Origin of the sequence: Massilia sp. Se16.2.3 (genome assembly GCF_014171595.1) — a bacterium.
Taxonomy (GTDB): Bacteria; Pseudomonadota; Gammaproteobacteria; order Burkholderiales; family Burkholderiaceae_D; genus Telluria.
The window spans coordinates 2,122,267-2,147,966 of sequence record NZ_CP050451.1; the positions used below are offsets into that span (position 1 = coordinate 2,122,267).

12 protein-coding genes and 3 pseudogenes are annotated in these 25,700 nt (G+C 65.8%); 9 read left to right on the plus strand and 6 right to left on the minus strand.

The genetic code is table 11. The features are described 5' to 3' along the window. Positions 1-214: 214 nt before the first annotated feature. The 4 genes from G4G31_RS09805 to G4G31_RS09820 all read right to left on the minus strand — a co-directional run bounded on the left by G4G31_RS09805 (position 215) and on the right by G4G31_RS09820 (position 6,425). On the minus strand, positions 215-3,106 hold the full coding sequence (locus tag G4G31_RS09805) for a TonB-dependent receptor domain-containing protein (protein ID WP_182991266.1): 2,892 nt from the start codon (positions 3,104-3,106) through the stop codon (positions 215-217). Positions 3,107-3,417: 311 nt separating this feature from the next. Next, positions 3,418-4,185, minus strand: coding sequence for a type I methionyl aminopeptidase (gene map, locus G4G31_RS09810; RefSeq protein ID WP_182991267.1), 768 nt, complete (start codon positions 4,183-4,185; stop codon positions 3,418-3,420). A 319-nt stretch (positions 4,186-4,504) separates the two neighbouring features. After that, positions 4,505-5,857 carry an aspartyl/asparaginyl beta-hydroxylase domain-containing protein gene (locus tag G4G31_RS09815; protein WP_374011303.1) on the minus strand — a complete coding sequence of 451 codons (1,353 nt, stop codon included), beginning with the start codon at positions 5,855-5,857 and terminating at the stop codon, positions 4,505-4,507. Positions 5,858-5,861: 4 nt separating this feature from the next. Further along, positions 5,862-6,425 (minus strand): hypothetical protein, encoded by a 564-nt coding sequence (locus tag G4G31_RS09820; protein WP_182991269.1) that lies wholly within the window; start codon positions 6,423-6,425, stop codon positions 5,862-5,864. Positions 6,426-6,607: 182 nt separating this feature from the next. Between G4G31_RS09820 and G4G31_RS09825 the strand changes: the two genes are divergently transcribed. The 5 genes and pseudogenes from G4G31_RS09825 (at position 6,608) to G4G31_RS09840 (ending at position 13,199) form a co-directional block, all read left to right on the plus strand. After that, positions 6,608-6,763, plus strand: a complete 156-nt coding sequence (locus tag G4G31_RS09825) for a hypothetical protein (RefSeq protein WP_182991270.1) — start codon at positions 6,608-6,610, stop codon at positions 6,761-6,763. A gap of 240 nt (positions 6,764-7,003) precedes the next feature. After that, positions 7,004-7,249: pseudogene (locus tag G4G31_RS29025) on the plus strand (class I SAM-dependent methyltransferase); the annotation flags it as partial. A 199-nt stretch (positions 7,250-7,448) separates the two neighbouring features. After that, the gene (locus tag G4G31_RS25610) at positions 7,449-7,826 is read left to right on the plus strand and encodes a hypothetical protein (protein WP_229425479.1); all 378 of its coding nucleotides are present in this window, start codon (positions 7,449-7,451) and stop codon (positions 7,824-7,826) included. A 707-nt stretch (positions 7,827-8,533) separates the two neighbouring features. After that, a complete protein-coding gene (locus tag G4G31_RS09835) occupies positions 8,534-11,026 on the plus strand; it encodes a TonB-dependent siderophore receptor (protein WP_182991272.1) in 2,493 nt (830 codons plus the stop codon). A 133-nt stretch (positions 11,027-11,159) separates the two neighbouring features. Then, a complete protein-coding gene (locus G4G31_RS09840; protein WP_182991273.1) occupies positions 11,160-13,199 on the plus strand; it encodes a S9 family peptidase in 2,040 nt (679 codons plus the stop codon). A 123-nt stretch (positions 13,200-13,322) separates the two neighbouring features. On the opposite strand, the pseudogene glnE reads toward G4G31_RS09840, so the two are convergent. Further along, positions 13,323-16,036 (minus strand): annotated as a pseudogene (glnE, locus tag G4G31_RS09845) (bifunctional [glutamate--ammonia ligase]-adenylyl-L-tyrosine phosphorylase/[glutamate--ammonia-ligase] adenylyltransferase). 178 nt (positions 16,037-16,214) lie between these two features. On the opposite strand from glnE, the gene G4G31_RS25615 reads away from it, so the two are divergent. The 4 genes and pseudogenes from G4G31_RS25615 to tldD all read left to right on the plus strand — a co-directional run bounded on the left by G4G31_RS25615 (position 16,215) and on the right by tldD (position 22,759). Then, positions 16,215-16,643, plus strand: coding sequence for a hypothetical protein (locus G4G31_RS25615; RefSeq protein WP_229425480.1), 429 nt, complete (start codon positions 16,215-16,217; stop codon positions 16,641-16,643). Continuing rightward, on the plus strand, positions 16,604-20,371 hold the full coding sequence (locus G4G31_RS09850) for a YhdP family protein (RefSeq protein ID WP_229425481.1): 3,768 nt from the start codon (positions 16,604-16,606) through the stop codon (positions 20,369-20,371). Before G4G31_RS25615 ends, G4G31_RS09850 begins: the two co-directional genes overlap by 40 nt. Positions 20,372-20,399: 28 nt before the next feature. Next, a pseudogene (locus G4G31_RS09855) lies at positions 20,400-21,171 on the plus strand (carbon-nitrogen hydrolase family protein). 127 nt (positions 21,172-21,298) lie between these two features. Then, a complete protein-coding gene (gene tldD, locus G4G31_RS09860; protein WP_182991274.1) occupies positions 21,299-22,759 on the plus strand; it encodes a metalloprotease TldD in 1,461 nt (486 codons plus the stop codon). Positions 22,760-23,076: 317 nt separating this feature from the next. Here the strand turns inward: tldD and G4G31_RS09865 are convergent, their stop codons facing one another. Next, positions 23,077-25,407, minus strand: a complete 2,331-nt coding sequence (locus tag G4G31_RS09865; protein ID WP_229425482.1) for a TonB-dependent receptor domain-containing protein — start codon at positions 25,405-25,407, stop codon at positions 23,077-23,079. Between the last annotated feature and the right edge of the window lie 293 nt (positions 25,408-25,700).

Sequence of the window (25,700 nt, forward strand, 5' to 3'; positions counted from 1 at the left end):
GCATCAATGTACATACGAAATGTGAAGGCTTGTTACTTGATGTTACATAGTGGCCCCTGTCGCGCAATAAAGATGTCGTATGACAGGGCGTTGCCATCGTTTGTACGGAAATGACGGCCGTCGGATGTGCCGGACAATAAAAAAGGCGGGCATGGGCGCCCGCCTTGTGTTATTGCAAAACCGGTCAGCCTGGGCGGACCGGCAATCGGTTCGATCAGAAGCGGTATTCCGCCGTCAGGCGCAGGCTGCGGCCCTGCACGTCCTCGTAGTTCTGCGGAATGACGCCGCCGCCACTGCTGGCGAAGGAACGCAGGTCCACCGGTGGCCGGTGGTTGAAGAGGTTGCGCACGAAGGCGGTCAGGGTCCAGCCCTTGAAGCCACGGTAGGCCATCGTGTAGTCCCAGCGCACGTAGGAGCCGACACGGCACTCGTTCTCGGCCCAGCCGCGCTCCGCGCAGCCTTCGCTGGTGAAGCTCTCGTCGAAGAAGTCGCCGCGCAGCTGGGTGTGGCGGTTGAAGTTGACGCGCAGCGCGTTCGAGAAATTGCCGGTTTCGAGCGCGACCGTCGTATTGGCCACCACTTTCGGCGCGCCGTAGCGGCCAGCCAGGTTGTCGCCATAGCCGCCCAGCGTGGTGCTGAAGTAGCGCAGGTCGAGCAGGTAGGTGGCGTTGGCGTCCACGGTCACGCGGCCATACGGCGTGCGGATGCGCGCCGAGCCGGTCAGGTCGATGCCGCTGGTCTTGGTTTTCGCGACGTTCTCGAACATGCCCGAGGTGCCGATCAGCGGACCGGTCGTCACGCCGTATTGCACTTGTTCAGCAGGGGTGAAGGTCTTGTCGCTCGCCAGCGAACCACGCTCGATCACGCCGGCAGGCTGGTCGTTTTCCGCCGCCAGCAGGTCGGACGTACTCTTCAGGCCGATCTCGTCCTTGCGTTCGATGCGCCAGTAGTCGAGCGCGACGTTATAACCCCTGAACGGTTCCACCACGAAGCCGATGGTGGCGCTGCGCGAGGTTTCCGGTTCCAGGTCCGGGTTGTTGCGCACGTTGCTGAACACGCCGGCGGCGCATTCGTTGCCCTCGACGCTGTCGGCGCGGGCGTTGAGGATGGCGCTGTTCGGATCGCTGCTGGGGAGGCCGGCGGCCTGGTTGCGCAGGTTCTGGGCCAGGGCAAGTGCCTGCGGGCAGCGGCGTGGGTCGACCACGCCGTTATCGAAAGCGAACTTGCTCGACTGGGCGCTCTCGGTCAGGTTCGGTGCCCGGAATCCGCCTTCCCAGGTGCCGCGCAGCAGGAAGCTGCTGTTCGGCGCCCAGCGGAAGGCCAGCTTCGGCGAGACGTGGGCATCGAAGTCCTCGTACTTGTCGAGGCGGGCGGCGCCGGTCAGCGTCAGGGTGGAGGTCACCGGGGCTTCTATCTCGGCGAAGGCCGCGCCTGTCATGCGCTTGGCGTTCGCAGTGGCGGAACCGTTGCCGACGATGTCGCCTGCGAGCAGGTTGGCGGTCGGGTTGATCTCGAATTTTTCGTGGCGCACTTCGCCGCCGACGGCCAGGCCGACGCCGCGCCCGCCGATCTTCGCAATTTCACCGCTGATCTTACCGTCGAGGAAGGTCTGGGTGATCTTGCCGTCGTACCCCTGTTCCGGGAACAGGGTATTCAAGACCTCGGCCGAATTCGGCTGGCCGATCTTGTAGCCTTTGTTGAAGAAGGTGGGGTCCGTCGGGGTGAAGTCGGCATCAAATTGCGTGTAGTCACCGATGACCTGTTTGAAGCCGCTGGCACTGAAGGCGCCGCGCCCGCGCATCTTGGTCTTGCCACCCGTGACGCCGGCAGCGGTTTCCCAGTCATAGTCGTTCCAGCTGCCCTTCAGGCCGACCAGCGCCCGGTACTGCGAGCTCGTGACGGTCGTGTTGCCGCCGGCATCGGCGAAGCGGTAGCGCAATGCCGCGGGTTCACCCAGCCCGTTGAGCGGGTGCTCGGCTGGGAGAGACAGGTAGGTGAAGTTCAGGCGCTCGCCCGTGACCGGGTTGCCCCACACGACATCCGACGCGGTCGAGTCGTAGGTCGGGAAGGCGCCCTGGTACTTCGTTTCGGTGCGCGAGTAGATCGCTTCAGCGAAGGCATCGAGCTTCTCGTTGATGCGCAGCTTGCCGGACACCATCCCATTGACGCGGTCCGCTTCGGGAATGGCCTGGAAGCGCGAGAAGCGGTCGTACTGGCACAGGCCGGCCGCCACGGTGGTGCAGCCTTCGATCGGACCGCCGCCGCCGCCGTAGCCGAGGATGTTGCCCGGGTAGCTGAACGAGGAGGGCGTGCCGCGGTTGCCGAACATGCGTCCGCTGCCCGGGGCGACGGTGGTGAACTTCTGGCCATAGGCCGGATTGATGTCCTCGACGATATCGCGCCACATTACCGGGTCGCGCTGGAAGACTTCGACATTGGCCAGGACGTTGTAGCCGTCGCTGGCGATATCGCCGATGCCGCCGGTGATGCTGGCGTTGCGGGTGCCGAATTCGCTGTTCTTGAGCGACTCGTCCATGCTCGCCTTGAGCTGCACGCCCTTGAAGTCGCCGCGGGTGATGATGTTGATGACGCCAGCGACGGCGTCGGAACCGTAGAGGGCCGAGCCGCCGCTACGCAGCACCTCGACACGTTCGATCGCGTCCAGCGGCAGCGAGTCGAGGTTGGTGAAGACCTCGTTGTAGTCGGCCAGCGCATAGGGCGCCACGCGGCGCGAGTTCAGCAGGATCAGGGTCGACTGCTTGCCCAGGTTGCGCAGCGAAGCCGACGAGGCGCCGCCGGCGAACGAGTTGCTGCCGCCGATGTCGGTCAGGCTGCCGGTCGAGGCGGTGAGGGTGTTGAGCAGTTCGGTGACTGAATTGGCACCGGTGCGCACGATGTCTTCGCGGCGCATGACGGTCACGGGCGTGGCCGTTTCGGCGGCGATCTTGGCGATGTTCGAGCCGGTCACGTAGACCTTCTGTACCGGCGCGGCGGTATCGGCAGCGGCGTCGGCGGTGGCATCGCGCTGGGCCCATGCCGTTTGCGAGTACGCCAGCGTCAATGCAATGGCCAGCGCACTCTTCTTGTAAACAGTAACTTGTTTCAAAATTTCCCCCAATGGTTGAACGGCTCATCCTGGTCGCTGGCGATCCAGTTGCCTTGAGAGACAATTTGATTAAATAAATATCTACGGTCAAGTCACACTTCTCCCGAGCGCCGGGAAAAGCCTTAAGTGTATGAAATTAGCAACTTTTCATTTCCAGCCATCATTTATTCGTTGCCATTATCAAGACACCTTTCTTTCATCGGTGTAACACGTCAATACCCATCGCAACGGTTGGGTTTGCTCAAGGGGAGGGCGAATGAAAAAAGGCCGTCCACTGGAAGCGGACGGCCTTTCGAAGCGCTTGCGCGCGATCAGCGCGTCTGGGGCCAGGGCGTCAGGATCTCGAAGCCATTGCTCGTTACCGCGATCATGTGTTCCCACTGGGCCGACAGGGAACCGTCACGCGTGATGACGGTCCAGCCGTCGTCCAGCTGGGCCACTTCGTCGTCGCCGGCATTGATCATCGGCTCGACCGTGAAGGTCATGCCTTCCTTGAGCAGGAGGCCGGTGTCGGGGCGGCCGTAGTGCAGCACCTGCGGGTCTTCGTGGTAGACGCGGCCGATGCCGTGGCCGCAGTAGTCGCGCACCACCGAGTAGCCGGCGCCTTCGGCCAGCTTCTGGATCGCATGGCCGACGTCGCCCAGGCGCGCGCCGGGACGCACCGCGCGGATGCCCGCCATCATGCATTCATAGGTGGTATCGACCAGGCGCTTGGCCTCTGGGCTCGGGGTGCCGGCGTAGTACATGCGGCTGGTGTCGCCGTGCCAGCCGTCCTTGATGACGGTTACGTCGATGTTGACGATGTCGCCGTCCTTGAGGATCTCGGTCTCGCTCGGGATGCCGTGGCAGACCACGCCGTTGACCGACGTGCACAGGGTCTTCGGGAAGCCGTGGTAGCCGACATTGGCCGGCGTTGCCTTCTGCACCTTGCGGATGTATTCGTTGCAGCGCCGGTCGAGCTCCTCGGTGGAGACGCCGGGCACGACGTATTCCTTGATCATCTCCAGCACCTCGGCGGCCAGGCGGCCGGCGACGCGCATCTTGGCGATGTCCTTGTCGTTCTTGAGTTTGATTGCCATGGTCGATTCAGATGGGCGCGGCCGGGCCGCGCGAAACCAGCATGATACCCCGAGCGCGCCCATGCGCGCGAACCGGCTGCCGGAGAACGAAACAAACGGCCCGCGGAGGCGCCTGCGGACCGTTGACTTTCCTGTTTCCAGGAGCCGGGGCATCGCCTACGTACTCGACCGAAAATAAATGGGAATTTTGCCAAACAGAACCGGACGTGCCGGTTCGGATGCGGTGCAAGGCGGCGAGCGCGCCGCAGTGCAAGCGCGACCCGACGCGGCAACACGCTGGCTCCGGCGCCCAAAAACACATGTATTTCTGGGTGAGTACTTAGCCGCGCAGCGCCTGCACGGCCCGATCGAGCTCGCCAGGCGCAAAGTGTTCGATCGCGCTGATCAGCTCGACGACATGCCGCGTCGCGATGCGCTCGGCCGGGGTCAGGTGCGGGTTCCAGCAGTCCATCAGGAGGATGACGCGCGCTTGTCCGGAACGGTTCCAGGCTTCGTGCTCGAAGGTGTCGTCGAACATCATCGGCTCGCGTTCGCGCCACGCGTGTTCGCCGCCGCCACGCACATTCAGTGCGCAGCCGGACGGCACCAGCAGTGGCAGGTGCAGGACCAGCCGGGTATTGGTGGCACCGTAGTGCGGCATGATGTGGGTGCCGGGCTGCAGCACCGAGAAACAGATCTCGGGTGCCTGGCCAGCCACCTCGCACAGTTCGATGCCGTCGAGCAGCTTCGAGGTGGCGGGGCAGCGTGCATGGTTGTCGTCGTAGCGCTGGCCGTGGCGATAGAAGAAGAATGCATCCCAGGACGGCTTGCTGCCGCTGCCGCCGAGATAGCCGTCGCGGCTCTGGCCCGGCGCGAACTCCAGGAATTCCTGGAGGCCGGCCTGGGCGTCGAGCACCGCCAGCGCCTCGGCGCGGATGGTGTCGAAGGCGTCGACCAGGCCCGCCGTCCACGGATGCAGGTAGGGATCGTGGTAGGGGCCTTCGGGCAGGCCCGCGAAGTAGAGGAATTTCGGCCGCTGGTGGGGATTCGGCGGCACTTCCCTGCGCACCCCGGTGTAGCTCGACAGCGCGCGCCCGAGCCGGGCCAGGTCGGCGGCGCCGAACTGCGCGCGCATGCGCTCGAACCCCTCCACGGCCGGTGCATAGAGATGGGCGTTGACGCGGGCGATGATCTGCTGGATATGGGGACGGAAGGCCGGCGGCGTGCTGGCCATGCCCATCAGATGACGTGACGCCTGGCCATGGCGCAAGCCTTGCGACCAGGCGCGCAAGGCCAGTTGCGTCTGGCCCGCCAGGTCGAACACCTGGCCCAGCAGCAACCAGGCGACATACTGTTTCGGCTGGCGCGCGAGCAGGGCCGCCAGGGTGTCGGCGGCGTCGGCCAGTTCGCCGGCGGCCAGCAGCAGCTGCCCGCGCTGCAGGGCGACCGCGGCCACCTCGGGCGCGTGCCGCGCGGCCGCGTCGACGCACTTGCGCGCCCGAGGGAGGTCGCCGCGTGCGCCTGCCAGCTCGGACAGGAGCAGCCAGGCTTCGATACAGTCCGGCGCTTCCTCGACGACGGCGCGCAGGTCCCGCCCGCCGCCGACATATTGTTGCCGGCCAGGTAATGCTGGGCGCGCGCAAGGGCGGCCTGGACGGCAGCCGCGGTCGTTGCCGCGGCGCTTGGAGCGAATGCGTTCACTTGCCGGCCTTGATTGCGGTCTCGTCTTCTTCGCGGAAGCGGCGGTCGCCGCATTCGGAGGCCCACTTGCGGCGCGCGTCGAGCAGCGCCTGTTCCGCCGCCGCGAGCTGCTCGTTGCGCTTGTTCCAGTCGCTGTTGCGGTCGCCACCCTGGGCCGCCTTGTCGTTCGCTTCCTTCACCGCCGCCTCGTAGGCAGCGATTTTCGTCTTGCGCTCGCCCTGGAGCCGCTCCTCGGTGGCCTTCAGTGCCAGCTGCTCCTTCACAAGCGCCTCGTGCGTGCGTTCCGGGTTGCGCATCGTGCTCGAGTTGGCCTGGAACTCGGCCATGCGGGCATTCCAGTCCTGGATGGCCTTGGCGTGGACGGCATAGGTGGCGTCGACTTCCTTCGCCGCCGCCAGCTTGTCCGCCACCGCCGCATGCAAGGCGGCGCCTGAATCGGGCGCATTGGCGAGTTCGGCGCGTTCCTTGTCGAGCGCGGCGCGGCGACGTTCGGTCTCGACCCGGTTGCGATCGTTCCTGTCCTTCAGGCTCATGCAGGCACGCAGCTCGTCCTTGGTCATGATGCGGTCGCCCTTGCCGCGGCGCTTGCCGGCATCGGTCGATGGCAGGGGCCTTGGCGGCCTTCTCCGACGTGCTGGCGCCCGCGGCCTTGCCCGCTTGCGATTGCGCCAGGACCTGGGTAGCGCCCAGCGACAGCGCCGAGGCGACGGCCAGCATTGCGTAACGGTGCAGCTTGGTATTCATGGCTTTCCTTGATCTGGTAAGGGCAGCGGTGCGTATTTACACCGTCGAGTTCGCCAGTGTACTGCAGGTTCCTGTTCTTGCAACGCTCGGCAAGCCCGGCAGTTGCGAGCAGGGCGATCGGGCGCCGCCCGGTCATTTCGATGTTGACCAGTAACAACAGGGAAGGGATACTGAAAGGCGGTGTGGTGTAGGTTTGAAGTTGGTTGTTTCAATTCACTTTTCGTCATGAAGGCAGTAAATGGAAACTCAGGTTGAGGTGCGTAAGGCGGTCTGGAGCCGCTACTGGTCCCACGGCGTTGCGCATTCATGCGGCGGCAGCTACGGAAATCGCTACGACGGTGCGCTCGCGCACTTCTGGCGCAGCCATTTCGACAGCATGTCCCCAGGTGCGCGCATGCTCGACATCGCAACCGGCAACGGCGCGGTGCCTCAGCTGATGCTCGACAGCGCGCCCGCCACGGTCGCCTGCGACGCCATCGACCTGGCCCTGCCCGAGCCCGCATGGCTCGCGGACCTCGCGCCGAACAGGCGCAGGCAAGTCCGTTTCCATGGACAGCAGGCAGCGGAGTCGCTTCCTTTTGCCGATGCCTCCTTCGACCTCGTTACCAGCCAATATGGTCTCGAGTACACCGACCTGGCGCGCAGCGTGCCGGAAGTCCTGCGCGTGTTGCGCCCCGGGGGCAAGGTATGCCTGCTCACCCACCATGCCGATGCCCGGCCCGTGCAGCTCGCGCGGTCCGAGCTGGGGCATCTGGCCTGGCTGCAGGGACCTTCAGGCCTGCTCGAGACGGGATTCGGCATGATCGAGCCGATGGCCCGCGCGCGCACCGAAGCAGGGCGTGCGTCGCTGGACCGGCGATGCGGCAGCGAACGCGTTGCGCGCCCGCTTCAATGCCCTGCAAACGGAAGCCACGCGCCTGGCGGCGGCCAGCGATTGTCCCGATGTGCTGGGCGAGGTGCGCATGGCGCTGGCGGATGTGCTGAACCTGGCGAACGCGCAGGGCGCCACTCCTGCCGCGACGGCTTTTGCGGCACTGGAGCAGCAGCTGGACGATTCGCGCGTGCGCCTGCAGGAGCTGTGCGATTTCGCGCTGGACGAAACGGGCGCGCGCCAGCTCGGGACCATGCTGGGCAAAGGGGCGTCGCCATCCTTGCACCCGGTGGTCGACAATGCGGTGCTGATGGGGTGGGGCATCGAAATCAGCCCGCTCTATTAATAGGCCACAGGAAGCGAGGCGGGCGCCTTGTTGTTCGTTGCGCCGCCATGGGCATCCACACCCTGATTGTGTCTTCCAGAAATTGTCAAGCACAAGGGCCGCTTTTGCCGCGGTCCGGTTCCCGCTATCGCAGCGCACCACACCGGAAAAGCGCGGCCGTGCATCCAATTGCACTTCATGCATGTCATTACATGCGCTCTACGTTTCGCAATCAAAGCCGCTTTCGCCGCTTGGCGACAAAACTTTGTGCGGTGCACAACCGGGTTTATTCGTACTTGCTCAAGTGCATGCCTTGTTGCTTCTTTTGCAGGCGAAGATAAAAGTAGAAAATTGTCAAGGGCCACACTCCTATATCTTTTGTTGGGTTTGGCTGCAAAAACGCAACAGTTGAGCATGGTTTCTTCTTGCGATTTGTCAATATCGCATGCAATACTGCACCGTCGTTTTGTTAGCCTTTTCCAACTTTCCGTAGTTATACAGTACGAATGTGGGGTCTTCGGGCCTTGTAAATGGAATGTATCTGCTGGAGCGAGGAGATTGAGCAGGACGCAAGAAATTACTGGAGCCAAACCCGTCGCGTAGCAATGGCGGGTGAATCCGGGCGAAAGACCCTATCAACAAGGAGATCTATGTTTAAGAAGTCGCAAGTCTGCACGGCAATCGCTCTGGCGTTTGGCGGCAGCGTAGGCCTGATCGCCATGCCAGCAATGGCGCAAGAACAACTGCAAACGACCCCGCAGCCACAGGCGACCACGCCTGCAGCAGCACAGAAGGTCGAGCGCGTTGAAGTCACCGGTACCCGCATCAAGCGTGCGGACGCCGAAGGCGCCCTGCCAGTTACCGTGATTAAGCGCGAAGAACTGGAAGCCTCCGGTTCGACCACCGTCGCTGAATTCATGCGTACCTCGACCTTCTCGTCGGCTGGTAACTTCCGCCCGCAATCCGGTAGCTCGGCCCAGTCCTTCGCCGGCATCGACCTGCGCGGCCTCGGTTCGCAGCGTACCCTGGTCCTGCTGGACGGCCGTCGCCTGCCGAAGGCACCGAACGTCGGCGATTCCGCTGACCTGAACACCGTGCCGATGGCAGCGGTCGAGCGCATCGAGATCCTGACCGACGGCGCGTCGGCAGTCTACGGCTCGGATGCAATCGGCGGCGTGGTCAACATCATCACCCGCAAGGACTTCGAAGGCGTCGCTGGCGTCATCGGCTACACCAAGCCGGAAAACGAAGGCGGCGCACGTAAGGAAGCGTCGGTCCTGGTTGGCGTGAACGGCGAAAAAGGCCGCCTGATCATGGGCGCGTCGAAGACCGGCCGTGGCATGGTGTACACCAAGGACCGTCCATGGGGCCAGACCCGCGGCGTGACCTCGTACGGCAACAACTACGACGACGGCGAGAAGCTGACCTCGATCGGCAACCTGCGCGGTGACCCAAACCTGGGCTGTACCGACCCTAACTTCTACCTGGCAGCAAACGGCGCTTGCTCGTACAACTTCAACGCTGTTGCAGCGGACGAAGCGCAGATCGACAGCCAGGCCTTCTTCGCCCGCGGCGAGAGCCAGATCAGCGACAACTGGAAGTTCTACGCCAACGCGTCGACCACCAACACCACCAGCTTTGGCCGCTACGCGCCGACTCCGGCGGCGTTCACCATCGCTGCCAACACGCCGAACAACCCGACCGATGCGCCGATCGACGTGTACCACCGTACCGCCGCTGCCGGCAACCGCGACACCAACACCGACGCATGGCTGTCGAACGTCGCCGCTGGTTTCCAGGGCAAGCTGGCCAACAACATCGACCTCGATGTCGGCGCCGCCTACACCCGTTCGACCTACAAGGAACTGGGCCGCAACTACATCGTGCGTCCGATCCTGGAACAGTACGCCAACTCGGGCCTCTACGACCTGTACAACCCGAACGCGAACTCGCCGGAAGTGCTGGGCGCGATCAAGGCCACGGTCGGCCGCGACGGCCTGTTCAAGCAGACCGACGTCTATGCGATCGGCACCTTCTATGACCTGTTCCAACTGCCAGGCGGCGGCGTTTCGCTGCTGGCTTCGGTGGAAAGCCGCGAAGAAGTCTTCGCCGATATCTACGATTCGCTGTCGGAAGCCGGCGTGATCGAAGGTTCGGCTGGTAACTCGGCTTCGGGCAAGCGTCGCGTCAGCGGTGCCGCACTCGAAATGGTGTTCCCGATCACCAAGACGCTGGAAGCCAGCGCCGCTGGCCGCTTCGACAAGTACAGCGACTACGGCAACGATTTCTCGCCGAAAATCTCGCTGCGCTGGCAGCCAATGAAGAACCTGACCCTGCGTACCTCGTACGGCGAAGGCTTCCGCGCGCCAAGCCTGCCACAGCTGAACCAGAAGGAAACCTTCTCGGCTGAGTCGGTGTTCGATCCGGCAACCTGCCTCGCATTCGGTGGCGGCACCGGTGGCGGCCTGCCTGACGAAGACGACTGCAACATCGGCAAGACTGTCCAGGTGGACACCTACACCGGCGCCAACTCGGCACTGCAGTCGGAGCAGTCGAAGCAGTTCTCGATCGGTGCTGTCTGGGACGTCATCCCGGCAGTCAGCGTCAAGGTTGACTACGCCCGCATCGAAATCGACAACAAGCTGACCCTGATCGGCGCACAGGACCTGATCGACCGTTCGAACGGCACCGATCCACGTGCGATCCCGGCCGGCCTGGCAGTCGTGCGCAATGCACAAGGCCGCATCACCCGCATCCAGCAGGGCTATGCAAACGAAGGCACGCTGAAGGGCGAATACCTGGACGTGAGCGTCACTGGCCGTTGGAAGAACGCAATGGTCGGCAACTTCGACCACGAACTGCGTTATTCGAACACGCTGAGCTACGACGACGACGGCAGCGAGATGACCGGCACGCTGGGCCTGCCACGCTATCGCGCAACGCTGATGAACAACTGGAGGCGTGGTCCGTTCGGCGCGTCGTACAACATCAACGTGACCGGCAAGAACGCCGACAGCGCAACCCGTGCAGTCCCGACCTACGTGACGCATGACGTGCAGGCGACCTACACGATGCCTTGGAACACCAAGCTGATCGCTGGTGTGGTCAACGCGGGTGGCAAGATGCCAAAGCTGGTGTCGTATGACGGCCGTAACTTCAACTTCTACCTGTACGACGGCTACGGCCGCCAGGCATACGTGCGCCTCGAGCACAAGTTCTAAATCAACGTTTTCTAGTTGATTAGCAAAAGAGGGGGTCTCGTACCCCCTCTTTTTTTTGACTGATCGCAATGTGTGGAGTCGCGGAGCCGCCTAGGCTGCAAGCTATTTCCACTTGTAAAGGTTATTCGAATAAATGAACAAGAATTCTCCCCTGTTGGGTAAATTGGCCGCACTGCTGCTGGCAGCCGGCATTGGCCTGAACGCATCGGCCGCGGGCACTGCCGCTCCGGCGACGACCGGCACACCGCTGCCTGTGCAAGCCTTTTTCAAGAAGCCGGTGCTGGGCTCGCCCACGCTGTCGCCTTCCGGCAAGAAAATCGCGATGCTGGTGTCGAACGCAGAGGGCCGCATCGGCCTGGCCGTTGCCGACATCGCCACGCCGAACAAATTCAAGGGCGTCGCCCAGTTCCCGGACGCCGACATTCGCAGCGTCAGCTGGGTGAACGACGAACGCCTCGTCTTCGACCTGACCGACCGCCAGGCCGCGCTCGGGATGCAGCTCGGCAGCGGCCTGTACGCAGTCAATGCCGACGGCAGCGACTTCCTCTGGCTCATCGAGCGCACCGGCAACTACCGCGTCAGCGGCAATTCGCTGCGCCGCCCTCTGCCTGAGCGCTATGTCTTCATGGGAACGCTCAACGACGGCACGGACGACGTCATGGTCCAGCGCTACATCCCGACCGGCCAGGGCCACCCGGCGACGACCATGATGATGCGCCTGAACACGCGCACGATGGGCACGCGCAGCATTTTCAACGAGGCCGTGCCCGATGGTGTCCAGGCCTGGCTGCTCGACCGCGATAAGCAGCCGCGCGCCGTGGTCACGACCGACGGCAAGCGCAAGGGGGCCGTCCATTGGCGCGACCCGGGCACGCCTGGCTGGACCGAACTGTACCGCTTCGACCCGACCGAGGGCGAGGACGCGATCACCCCGGTGGCCATCGACCGCGACGGCCAGCTCTACGTACGCGCCCTGAACACCGAGGCGAAGGACGGAACGTCCGCGCTGTACCGCTATGACGTCAAGGCGCGCAAGCTGGAAGACAAGCCCATGCTCAGCCTGCCGGGCTTCGATTTCGCCGGCGGCATGCTGTTCGACGCCGGCAGCAAGGCCTTGCTGGGGGTGAGCTACATGCAGGAAGCCGAGGGCGTGACCTGGTTCGATCCGAAAATGCGTAGTCTGCAGGAAGCTGTCGACAAGCTGCTGCCGTCGACCAACAACGAGATTTCGTGCAGCCGCTGCGTAGAGGCACGCCATGTCATCGTGACCGCTTCCTCCGATATCCAGGCGCCTGTACATTTCCTGTTCGACAACCAAACCGGCAAGCTGCAGCTGCTGGGCGCGTCGCGTCCATGGCTGGATTCGGCAGCGATGGCCGGCACCCAGGACTTCCAGCGCGTCAAGACGCGTGACGGCTTCGACATTCCCGTGTACGTCACCAAGCCAAAAGGCAAGGGACCGTTCCCGACGGTCGTGATGGTGCACGGCGGCCCGTATGTGCGCGGTGTCGAGTGGGGCTTCAACCCGGCCAACCAGTTCCTCGCTTCGCGTGGCTACCTGGTGGTCGAGCCGGAATTCCGCGGCAGCACCGGCTATGGCAGCAAGCTGTTCAAGGCCGGCTGGAAGCAGTGGGGTCTGGCAATGCAGGACGACATCACCGATGCGACGCGCTGGGCTATCGCCCAGGGTCTCGCCGATCCGAAACGCGTCGCCATCGTCGGCGGTAGCTATGGCGGCTACGCGACGATGATGGGACTGGTGAAGGAACCGGAGCTGTACAAGGCGGGCGTGAACATCGTCGGTGTCACCGACATCGAACTGATGTACAGCATCGGCTGGAGCGACTTCATGGATGCCGACAATCCATGGGTGCGCTACGGCATGCCGCGCATGATCGGCGACCCGAGCAAGGACGCGGCACAGCTGGCGGCCACGTCCCCGCTGAAGCAGGCCGCACGCATCAAGCAGCCGGTGCTGATGGCCTACGGGGAAGAAGATTATCGCGTACCGCTGCCGCACGGCACCAAGATGCGCGATGCCCTCATCGCCGCCGGCAACAGGAATGTCGAGTGGGTGCAATACGCGGAAGAAGGCCACGGCTTCAACCTGGAGAAGAATAACGTCGACTTCTGGACCCGCGTCGAACGCTTCCTCGACAAGCACGTGAAATAAGGCATCGTACCGTTCCGCCGAGGGCGTGCCCGAGGTCGCGAACGGTCTATCGCCGAGGCAGGGCTCTGGCGGCCCGGTCGACTTGTCGGCCGGGCCGTTGTCCGTTCAGGGAAGCTGCCCGGCTCAGTGCGCGAAACAGGCTTCCCACAGGCGCACCACCTGCTGTGCGTGATGCGTGACCAGCCCGGCATCGACCCGCGCCTCGCGCCCCTGCAGGCGCGACTGGTGCTGCAGCTTGCGCATCGCGCGGTAGGCGTCGGCGCAGGCTGCCGCCAGGCCCGGGTCGATCAGGCCGAGTTCGCCGCTGCGGCGGAGCAGGGCGATGTTGCCGGCGTTGGCAGTCAGTTGCGGATGCTGGGCGGCGTGGCGCAGCACCCGGGTACTGGACGATGAACTCGATGTCGATCATCCCGCCCGTGTCCTGCTTCAGGTCGAACAAAACGGTGCGGTTCGGTGCAGCCTCGTGCATGCGCCGGCGCATCTTGACGACTTCCGCCTTCAGCGTATCGGCCTGCGCGCTCCTGTCGCGCCGCAGCACATCCTCGCGGATCGCCTCGAAGCGCGCGCCGATGGCCGCGTCGCCGGCGCAGAAGCGGGCGCGCGTCAGGGCCTGGTGTTCCCAGACCCAGGCCGACTGGTGCTGGTAGCGCTCGAACGCGGCCACCGAGCTCACCAGCATGCCGCTGGCGCCGTCCGGGCGCAGCGCGGTGTCGATGTCGAACAGGATCCCTGCCGGCGTGTGCGCCGTCATCCGTGATGAAGCGCTGGGCCAGCTTGGCGTAGTTCGAGGGCGCCATGTCGTCCTCGTCGTCGAACAGGAAGATCACGTCGAGGTCGGACACGTAGCCCAGCTCCTTGCCGCCGAGCTTGCCATAGGCGATGACGGCGAAGCGCGGCACTTCGCGGTGGCGCGTGGCCACCGTTTGCCAGGCCCAGCGCAGGGTCGCGGCCACCACCACGTCGGCCAGCGCCGACGGGTGGTCGGCCAGGCGCTCGACCGACAGTTCGCCGGCCAGGTCCAGCGCCAGCAGCCGGAACAGCTGGGCATGATGGGTTTCGCGCAGGATGTCGAGCTGGCGTTCGGTGTCACCCAGCGCCTCGCCGAGGCTGGCGTCGAGCCTGGCTGCCAGCTCGGCCATGTCGTCGATGCCGCCGCGGTCGTCCAGCAGTTCGTCGAGCAGGATCGGGTGCTGGGTCAGGAAGGTGGCCGCCCAGCCGCTCGCGTGCATCATGCGGATCACGCGTTCGAGGGTGTGCGGGTATTCGGTCAGCAGCGACAGGTAGGCCGAACGGCGCGCAATCGCTTCCGGGAAGTCGAGCAGGCGTCCCGGGGTGGCATTGGCGCTGCCGACGCCGGCCTCGCGCACGATGGCCGCCACCTGCGGCAGCGCCAGGTTGACCGGGGCCAGCAGGCGCGTGCGGCTGGCGTCGGGCAGGCCCTGCAGGCGGGGGGCGTTCCGGTGGCCGCCAGGCGCCGGGCCGCGCCCGCCGGGTCGTCGTAGCCTAGCGTGGCCACGTGGGCTTCGATGGCGGCGATCGCCTCGGGGTCGCCGCCGATCGCGTCCAGCTCCGCGCGCTCTTCGCTGGCCGGCGCCGTCTTGTCGGCGAACATCTCGTCGAAGTGCAGGGCAACGAAGGCGCGCTGCTCCTCGATGCGCTCGAGCAGCGCCGGCACATCCGCCAGTCCCATCATCCGCGCCACGACCAGGCGGTCGGCCTCCAGCGCCGGCAGGGTATGGGTCTGGGCATCCTCCGGTATTGCAGGCGGTGCTCCAGGTTGCGCAGGAACGCGTAGGCCTGCAGGAGGCGTTCGACGATGTCGGGGCGATCAAGCCACGCTCGCCCAGGAGGCGCAGCGTCTGGCGCGTGGACCGCTCGCGCAGGGCCGGATCGCGTCCGCCGCGGATCAGCTGGAATACCTGCGCCAAGAATTCGATCTCGCGGATGCCGCCGCGGCCCAGCTTGACGTTGTTGCTGCGCTCCGGGTGCAGCCGCTCCTGGCGTTTCACTTCGGCGCGGATCTGGGCGTGCATGTTGCGCAGCGCGTCGATCACGCCGAAATCAAGGTAGCGCCGGAAGACGAAGGGGCGGACGATGGCGTCGAGCGCGGCGATGTCTTCCTCCATCCCGGTGACGGCGCGCGCCTTGACCCAGGCATAGCGTTCCCACTCGCGGCCCTGGACGATCAGGTATTCCTCGACCATGTTGAGGCTCGCCGCCAGCGGTCCGGAATTGCCGTTCGGGCGCAGTGCCATGTCGACCCGGAAGGTGAAGCCATCTTCGGTGATCTCCGACAGTGCACCGATCAGGCGGCGTCCGAGGCGGACGAAAAACTCGTGGTTCGACAGCTGGCGCTGCCCGGGCCCGGCTGCCGTCTCGCCGTCTTCCGGGTAGACGAAGATCAGGTCGATGTCGGACGAGACATTGAGTTCGCCACCGCCCTGCTTGCCCATCGCCAGCACCATCATTTCCTGCGGACGGCCCGATTCGGCGCCGACCGGCATGCCGTGGGCGCCGACCAGTTCGGCCATCAGGTCGGCCAGGTGGGTGCGGATGGCGAAGTCGGCCAGGCCGGTCATGGCGCTGACGACTTCATCGAGGTCGGCGAGTCCCCCCAGGTCGCGCTCGATAATGGCGGCAAGCAACAGATTGCGCAGGCGCCGCATGGCGCGCGGCAGGGGCAGGCCGCTTGCCAGCTCGTGCTCCAACAACGCGCCGAAATCCGGGCAAGCCAGCGATAATCGGGCCAGGTCGGCGACACGTTCGGCACGTCCGGGTGCGGCGGCGATCCAGCGTTGGTAGAAGCGCGACGCGCCAGGGAGGCAAGGGGGTGTCATCGAGGAGCCATCGGGTCGTTCCAGCACAGGGATAAAAGCGGGTCCGGCCAGGCCGCTTGCGGTAGAATTGCCCGCCGTGCCTCCGGTCAGCACGATGGTAAGGTAGACGCCGCATTCCTAGCAAGCGCTCCTCTTTCAAAGAATTACATTTACGGCGAGCCTTTTTATTAGCACCTTGATGCACAATCCGGAACCGCAGGCGAGCGCAGCGCACGTGCCGCTGGCCGAGCGCTGGCGGCGCCTGCGCGCCGCCTACCGCTACGCAAACCTCGCTTCGCACCACGTACTCGGATTCACCGTCAAGCTGGCGCTGCTCGTGTATTTCGGTTTCGGCCTGCTGTTCCTGGCACTGCGCTACGCCATTCTCCCGAATATCGACCTGTACAAGGACGACATCGAACGCGCCGCCAGCCGTGCGCTGGGCAACCAGGTCGCGATCGCCCGCATCTATGCATCCTGGAGCGGCCTGAATCCTTCGCTGTTCCTGGGCGACGTCACCCTGACCGACAAGGCCGGCCGCAGGCTGCTGGCGCTGCCCTCGGTGTCGGCGACGTTCTCCGGTGGAGCGTGGTCGCGGCCGAACCGCGCTTCGAGACGCTCGAGCTGATCCGCCCCCAGCTGGACGTGCGGCGCGGCCCCGATGGCGCCCTGCACGTGGCCGGCATGCGCATCGACACGAAGGAAGACAAGGGCGGACCGGGCGGCGACTGGGTGTTCCGCCAGCGCGAGATCGTCATTCGCGAAGGGCGCATCGACTGGACCGACGGCCTGCGCGCCGCGCCGCCGCTAGCCCTGCGCGACGTCACCACGGTGCTGCAGAACCGCTGGACCACGCACCGCTTCGCCCTGAAGGCGACGCCCCCAAGCGCGCTGGCGCAGCCGCTGGACGTGCGCGCGCGCTTCGCCCATCCGCGCTTCGGCGGGCGCGTCTCCGACATGTCGCGTTGGAAGGGCGAACTGTATGCCGACCTGCGCGCGGCCGACCTGGCGGCCTGGAAGCAATACCTCGACTATCCCTTCCAGCTGAGCCAGGGACGCGGTTCGCTGCGCACCTGGATCACGCTCGACAACGCGCGCCTGGCCGGCTTTACCGCCGACCTGGCACTGGCCGACGTCGCCGCCCGCGTCAAGCCCGACCTGCCGCCGCTGGCGCTGGCACGCGTGTCGGGCCGCCTGTCGGCCAGCGAAGCCCCGGTGCCGGGCGTGGCCGACGGCAAGCCCACTTTCGGCGCCAACGGCCATACCATCAGCCTGGACAATTTCCGCGTCGTCACAGGCGACGGCCGTGCGCTGCCGCCGGCCACCCTGACCGAAGTCTTCACGCCGGCGCGCGCGGGCAAGCCGCAGCGGGTGCAGGTGCAGGCACGCCAGGTCGACCTGGCCGCGCTGGCGGAACTGGCGGCGCAGTTGCCGCTGTCGGCGCTGCAGCGGCGCGCCCTGGCCGACTTCGCGCCGCGCGGCCAGCTGCTCGATTTTTCCGCTTCACGGGATGGCCAGTACCCGCGCCTGGCGGGCTATCGCGTCAAGGGCCGCGTTGCCGGCCTGAGCCTGCAGCCGCAGGCGGCGCGTCCGGCCGTCGCCGCGACCCCGGGGACGCCGGCACAGGCGGCCTTCCCGGCCTTGCCCGGCTTTAGCAACCTGTCGGGCGCCATCGACGCCACCGACGCCGGCGGCAGCATCACGCTCGATTCAAGCGCGCTGGCCCTGCACCTGCCGGCCTGGTTCGCCGACCCGACCCTGCCGCTCGACCACCTCGGGCTGCAGGCGCGCTGGCGCTACCAGCCCGGCCGCCAGTTGCTGGTCGAGCTCGACAAGCTCGAATTCGTCCGGGGCAAGCTGCACGGCAGCCTGTCGGGTAATCACCAACTGCCGCTCGAGCCCGGGCACGGTCCGGGCGTGGCCGACTTCGAAGGCACGCTCGGCGGCTTCCAGATCGCCCAGGTCGGGCGCTACCTGCCGCTGGCCACGCCGGAAGGCTTGCGCGGCTGGCTGTCGGCGGCGCTGCAGGGGGGCACCCTCGACGACGTGCGCCTGCGCCTGCGCGGCGACCTGTCGCGCTTCCCCTTCCGTGCAGACAACCCGGCCGAACGCGGGCGCGGCGAATTCCGCGTGGCCGGCCGCCTGAACAATGCGGTGCTGGAATACGCGCCGGGGCACCGTACGCCTGAGAACAAGGTGCTGTGGCCGCTGGCCGAAGCGATCAACGGCAGCATCGTGTTCGAGCGCGACCGCATGGAAATCCGCGGCGAGACGCTGCGCACGCTCGGCCTGAACCTGTCGAACGTGCGCGCGACGCTGCCCAGGCTCGGCACGCACGACATGGTGCTCGACATCGACGGCGAGGCAGCCGGCCCGCTGCAGGAATTCCTCGGCTACGTCGCGGCCAGCCCGGTGCTGGGCTGGATCGGCCACTTCACCGAGGATGCGCGCGGCAGCGGCGACGCCCGCCTCGGGCTGAAACTGCAGATGCCGCTGGCGAACCTGCGCGAAACCAAAGTGCAGGGCGGCTTGCAGCTGCAGAACAACGACGTGAGCCTGTTTCCCGACCTGCCGCCGCTGCAAGCGGCCCTCGGCAAGGTCGAGTTCAACGAGCGCGGCGTCAACCTGAACGGGGTCGCTGCCAATTTCCTCGGCGGGCCGCTGGCGCTGTCGGGCGGCACCCAGAAAGACGGTGCGATCGCGATCCGGCTTGCCGGCACCTTCTCGAGCGAAGGCATGCGCCGTACCGCACCGGCACCGGCAATGGCGCGCCTGGCGGGCAAGCTGTCGGGCAGCACCCGTTATGCCGGCCTGATCGGTTATCGCGACCACCAGCTGAACGTCACGCTCGATTCGACCCTGGCCGGACTCGGCCTGGAATTCCCGGCGCCGCTCAACAAGCCGCAGGGCGACAGCTTGCCGCTGCACTTCGTCCTGAACGGCGCGCCGACGGTCGACGGCGTCGGGCGCGACGAATTGCGCTTGACGCTGGGCAATTCGGTCGCGGCGCGCTACCTGCGCAGCCGCCAGCCGCGCGGTGCCTGGACGGTCGAACGCGGCGGCATCGGGGTCAACGTGCCGGCGCCCGAGCCGGACGACGGCATGATGATCAACGTCGACATGAAGTCGGTGAACGTCGATGCCTGGCTGGCGACCGGGCGGGCGATCGCCGGCGACGAGCACGAAGGTGCTGCCGCGGGCTCGAGCCCCGGGCCGAACTTCGCCCAGTACGTGGTGCCGACGACGATCGCGGCGCGCGCGACCGAACTCTTCGTGGGCGAACGCCGCATGGCCGACGTGGTCGTCGGCGCCAGCCACCGCGGCAATACCCGGCAGGCGAACCTGCAATCGCGCCAGGCCTCGGGCCACATCGCCTGGAGCGAAGGGCAGGGACAGGGCGTCGGCAAGGTCACCGCGCGCCTGGCCTCGCTCGTGATTCCGGAATCGCAGGCCGCCGAAGTCAAAGACCTGCTCGAATCGAACAAGGGTGCCAGTGCCTCCATTCCGGCGCTCGACATCGTTGCCGAACGCTTCGAGCTGTTCAACAAGCAGTTCGGCCGCCTCGACCTGCAAGCGAGCAACGTGCAAGCGCTGGCCGGCAAGGAGTGGCGCATCGACCGCCTGTCGCTCACGAATCCCGACGGCCAGCTGAAGGCGACCGGACGCTGGCTGACCAAGGACGGCAAGAGCAATACCGGCATGAACTTTACGCTCGACATCCTTGACGCCGGACGCCTGCTCGACCGCCTGGGCTTTCCCGATACTTTGCGCCGTGGCAAGGGCAAGCTCTCGGGCGATCTGTCCTGGAACGGCCTGCCGTATGCGCTCGACATCCCGACGCTGTCGGGCCAGATCGAACTGAACGTCGGGGGCGGCCAGTTCCTGAAAAAAGACCCGGGCGCGGCCAAGCTGCTCGGCGTGCTCAGCCTGCAGATGCTGCCGCGCCTCCTCAAGCTCGACTTCCATGACGTGTTTTCCGAAGGGCTGGCTTTCGATGGCATCAGCGCCAATGCCATGGTCAACCGCGGCGTGGTCAAGACCGACAACCTCAAGATGCATGGCGTGGCCGCCACGGTACTGATGGCAGGCACGGCCGACATCGCCAACGAATCGACCAACCTGCGCGTGGTGGTGATTCCCGAGTTCAACCTCGGCACCGGGCCGCTGGTCTACGGGCTGGCCGTCAACCCCGTCATCGGCCTCGGCTCTTACCTGGCCCAGCTGTTCCTGCGGGCACCGGTGATGAAGGCGCTGACCTACCAGATGCAGATTACGGGACCGTGGAAATCGCCTACCATTACCAAACTCGACAACCCGCCGGACGCCCCCGTGCCGGCCAAAGCGAACAAGGAGTGACCCGATGACCCGCGTAGCTGCGATCCAGATGGTGTCCACCCCCGAGGTGGACGGAAACCTCGCCACCGCGCGCCGCCTGGTCGGCGAAGCGGCCGCCGCCGGCGCGACGCTGGTGGCCTTGCCGGAATACTGGCCGATCATGGGCATGCAGGATCTTGATAAGGTCGGCCATGCCGAGCAGCTTGGCAGCGGTCCGATCCAGGACTGCATGGCTGCGCTGGCCCGCGAGCACGGCATCTGGCTAATTGGCGGCACGCTGCCCCTGGTGTCCGGCGAGCCGGGCCGCGTGCTCAACACGACACTGGTGTACGACCCGCAAGGCGCGCTCGTCACGCGCTACGACAAGATTCACCTGTTCGGCTTCAACAAGGGCGAGGAATCCTACGACGAGGCGCGCACCATCGTACCGGGTACGTCGGTCGGCGTTGTCGACGCGCCATTCGGCCGCGTCGGCCTGTCGGTGTGCTACGACCTGCGCTTCCCCGAACTCTACCGGGCAATGGGCGAGTGCGCGCTGATCGTGGTGCCCGCCGCCTTTACCCACACCACCGGCCGCGCCCACTGGGAAGTCCTGCTGCGTGCGCGCGCCATCGAGAACCAGTGCTACGTGCTGGCTGCGGCCCGGGCGGCGTGCACGCCAATGGCCGCCGCACTTTCGGGCACAGCATGCTGGTCGACCCCGGGGCGAGGTGCAGGCCGTGCTGCCGGAAGGCGAGGGCGTGGTCACGGGCCAGCTCGACGCGGCTTATCTCGCCGGCGTCCGCGAGAGCCTGCCGGCCTTGCGTCATCGGAAGATGTAAATCGGCAACGAGAGTGCGGCCTGCGGATGGCCGATTTCGCGGGCACTCCCGTGTCCGCCTTCCGGGGGCGATGCGATCCGGACGGATATGGCACAATGCCCGCATCCACACGAGACACGAACGCAAAATGACTCCATTCGAACCCAACCTTTCTTCCCTGGCCGTCGCCCGTGACGTGCTGTTGACGCCGTTCGGCCTTGACGAAGGCAAGTTGCTGCGCACGCTGGGAACGATGTTCACCCACAAGGTCGACTATGCCGACCTGTACTTCCAGTTCACCAAGAGCGAAGGCTGGAGCCTGGAAGAGGGCATCGTCAAGACCGGGAGCTTCTCGATCGACCAGGGTGTGGGCGTGCGCGCCATCTCCGGGGAGAAGACGGCATTTGCGTATTCGGACGAGATTTCCGAGATCGCCCTGCTCGACGCGGCCGCGGCCACGCGCACGATCGCGCGCGCTGGCAGCGGCCGCGTGAAGGTGGCGGCGAGCACCACGCCCACCGGCGGACGTTCGCTCTACCTGCCGAACGATCCGCTTGCCTCGCTCGACGCCACCGCCAAGGTGCGCCTGCTCGAGCGCGTGGAAAAGATAGCACGTGCCAAGGACCCGCGCGTGGTGCAGGTGATGGCGGGCCTGGCCGGCGAATACGACGTGGTGCTCGTGGTGCGCAGCGACGGCGTACTGGCGGCCGACATCCGCCCGCTGGTGCGCGTCTCGGTGACCGTCATTGCCGAACAGAACGGACGCCGCGAGACCGGTTCCTCGGGCGGCGGCGGACGCTACGACTACGGCTACTTCAGCGACGAGCTGCTCGAGCGTTATGCCGAGGAAGCCGTCAAGTCGGCCGTCGTCAATCTGGACGCCCGTCCGGCCCCGGCCGGTCCGATGACCATCGTGCTCGGACCTGGCTGGCCCGGCGTGCTGCTGCATGAAGCCGTCGGCCATGGCCTGGAGGGCGACTTCAACCGCAAGGGCTCGTCGGCCTATGCCGGCATGATCGGCCAGCGCGTCGCTGCCAAGGGCGTCACCGTGGTCGACGATGGCACCCTGCAGGACCGCCGCGGTTCGCTCAACATGGACGACGAGGGCAATCCTACCCAGTGCACGACGCTGATCGAAGACGGCATCCTGAAGGGCTATATCCAGGACACGATGAATGCGCGCCTGATGAAGATGCCGGTGACGGGCAACGCCCGCCGCGAATCGTTCGCCCACCTGCCGATGCCGCGCATGACGAATACCTACATGCTGGCCGGCGACAAGGACCCGGCGGAAATCCTGGCATCGGTGAAGAACGGGCTGTACGCGGTCAATTTCGGCGGCGGCCAGGTCGACATCACCAACGGCAAGTTCGTGTTCTCGGCCAGCGAAGCCTACATGATCGAGGACGGCAAGATCACCTATCCGGTGAAGGGCGCGACCCTGATCGGCAATGGCCCGGAGGTGATGAACCGCATCTCGATGATCGGCAACGACATGGCGCTCGACTCGGGTGTCGGCGTGTGCGGCAAGGAAGGCCAGAGCGTGCCGGTGGGCGTCGGCCAGCCGACCCTGCGTATCGATGGGGTGACGGTGGGCGGGACGGCCTGAGCTTTTGCCCTTGTCGCGTTGATGACATGCCCGGCATTGCCGGGCATTTTTTTTGCCTGTCCTCGGTAGGGTGGGCGCCCCGAGCCCACGCGCAAGCCTGCACCTGTTAACTCGTTTGAACGCGCAGCGTCGATGCAGCCGCTGGCGGTTACCATTGCGTGCCCGCCTACGCATCGTTCCGCGTGGGCAGTTGAGATGGTCGGGGGACGATCTCAACAAAGTGCCCACCCTACGGCGGTGCGCCCGACGATCTTCAGTTCCGCAAGATACCGACAGCCTGTTGAACGCGTGGGCGGGGGACCCGCCCACCCTACGTCTCAGAACTTGTAGGTCAGGCGCGCATACACTGTCCTCCCCAGTGGATCCGTGTAGCGCGGATCGTAGCCGAGCTGGAAATTCGTCACCTGGTTGGTGAACGGCGGCTCCTCGTCGAACAGGTTCTTGATGCCGGCCGTCAGCTCGAACTGCTTGTTGCCCGTGAAAGTCGTCGACAGCGCCCAGGTCGAGTAGTGCCCGACATTGTTGGCGAACTCGGGCGCGACGGCCGTGTTCTGGTCCTGGTAGTGCGACATGTAGCGGTTCGAGAGGTTGAAGGTGTAGTCGCCCCGGACGAGCGTTACGAGCAGGTTGTGGCGCCAGCGGAACACGGGCGTGGCGTCGGCATAGCGTCCGGCGTTCTCGGTGTAAGGACCGCCGCGCTCGTTCTGGTAGTCGTACTTGTTGACGTAGGTGCCGTCGATCGAGAGGCTGAGGTTGCCGATCGGGCTGCGCGGCAGCCGGTACAGCAGCGACAGGTCGAGCCCGCGCGTGCGCACTTCCCCGAGGTTGCTGGTGATATCGAGCACGTAGTTCAGGCGCGTGCCGCTGGCGTCGTAGACGAACAGGTTCTGGTATTTCGGAAAGTTGCCGAAAATGGTCTGTTCCGCCAGCGCGCTGATCTGGTCCTTCAGGCGGATGTTCCAGTAGTCGGCCGATAGCGTCAGCGAGGGAATCGGTTCCAGCACGATCCCGGCACTCCAGGTGCGCGACCGTTCCGGCTGCAGGTTGGGATTGCCGCCGCCGCGGATGTTCTGCTGCTGCTCGCAGACGATGTTCGGATTGGCGCCGGGTATCGGCGTGCCGCCGGGACACAGTACCGGATCGTTGTAGGTGTCCGAACTGTTGGTGGTCGTCTGCGGGCCGAACAGGTCGAACAGGGTGGGGGCCCGGAAGCCCTTGTTGAACGAACTGCGCACCAGCAGTTGGCGGGTCGGCTGGTAACGCAGGGACACTTTCGGATTGAAGCTGCCGCCGACGTCGCTGTAGTGGTCGTAACGTGCGGCGAAGTTCAGTTCCAGGTCGCGGATGACGGGCACGTTCAGTTCGCTGAACAGGGCGCCGATGCTGCGCTGGCCCGACTGGTCCTGGGCATCGGCCGAGCCCGAGCTCGAGGCTTGCGAGGCCAGTGCCCGGTTGACGAAGTACTTGGCGCGGTCGCGGCGGAACTCGGCACCGATGGCGAATCCGAGCGGACCGCCCGGAAGGGTCATCAGGTCGCGGCTGGCGCGGGCGTCGACGGCGCTGCTGTTGATGCGCGCGTGCAGGTATTCGCCCAGCAGCAGCGAGTTTTGCAGGTAGTCCGCGCCCGCAGCGCTTTGCGGCCCGAACGGGTTCAGGATGCCGGCGGCCACACCTTCGATGACGCGCTGGTCGATCACGTAGCCGCCATCGAAAATGCTGCGCGCCCGGCCCAGCGAGTGCGAGATCGAGGCGTTGTAGTCCCAGCCGGCGAGTGTCCCTTCCAGGCTGGCGAGCAGGCGCGCGGTGCTGCTGCTGTCCTTGTTGAGCCGGCCGCCGGTTTCGGTGGGACGCCAGCTGATGTCGAGGTTTTCGCCCGTCAGACCCGGGAAGGCAGGGACAATGCCGTTGCCCGGATAATAGGGACTGGCCGACGTCATGGTGACGCCGATGTTCGACAGCGGTGGTGGCGCCACCCGTGCCTCGTTGGTGCTGCGGCCCCAGACGAATTCCAGGCTGGCAAGGTGGTTCGGCGTGAGCTGCCGGTTGATCCTGCCCATGGCGCTGTACTGGCGCGTTTCCGGGATGTTGTCGACGTACTGGGTGTAGTCGAATTCGCAGACCGGTTCGTCGGTGGCGGGCGCGGTGTCCGAGCGGGTCCGCGATGCCGCACCCGGCGGCTGGCAAGCGCTGGCAAAATATGGGTTGCCGGCAATGCCGAGGTCGGAAAAGAAGTTCGCCGGGAAGGTGGTGCGGCTGATTTCGTTCATGCCACGTTCCGGACGCACGCCGGTCCGCGAAAAGCTGCGGTCGGTCGCGCGCAGGGCGCTTTGCTGGTGGTAGTCGAGCACGCCGAACATGCTGTAGCCATCCCGGTTCAGGTCGCCCCAGCCGCCGGACAGATTGATGCGCTGTTCGTTGCCGCCGCCGCGGCGCAGCGGCTCGTAGCCTTCCACCGTGAGGGCACTCCCCTTGACCGTGCGCTTGGTGATGAAGTTGATCACGCCGCCGATGGCGTCGGTACCGTAGATGGCCGAGGCGCCGTCGCGCAAGACCTCGACGCGCTCGAGCGCGGCGATCGGGATGATGTTCAGGTCGACGGTGTCGGCGAAATACGGGTGGTTCGCGAGGCGCCGGCCATTGAGCAGCACCAGGGTCTTGTCGCCACCCAGAACCGCGCAGGTCGGCCACGGCGCGCCCGCCGGTGCCGGCGCCGACGGATGAGGAGCCGACGGTCGAGGTCTGATTCATCGGGATGGTATTGAGCACGTCCTGTGCGGTCGTCAGGCCCTGCTTGGCGAAGTCCGCCGCACGGATGGTCGTGATGGGCAGCGAGGTTTCGGCCGCGATCCGCTTGATCGAGGAACCCGTCACTTCGACGCGCTGGATCGGCTGGTCGCCAGCCATTTCCTGTGCCATGGCGAACGGGCCCGCAAGCAGGCTC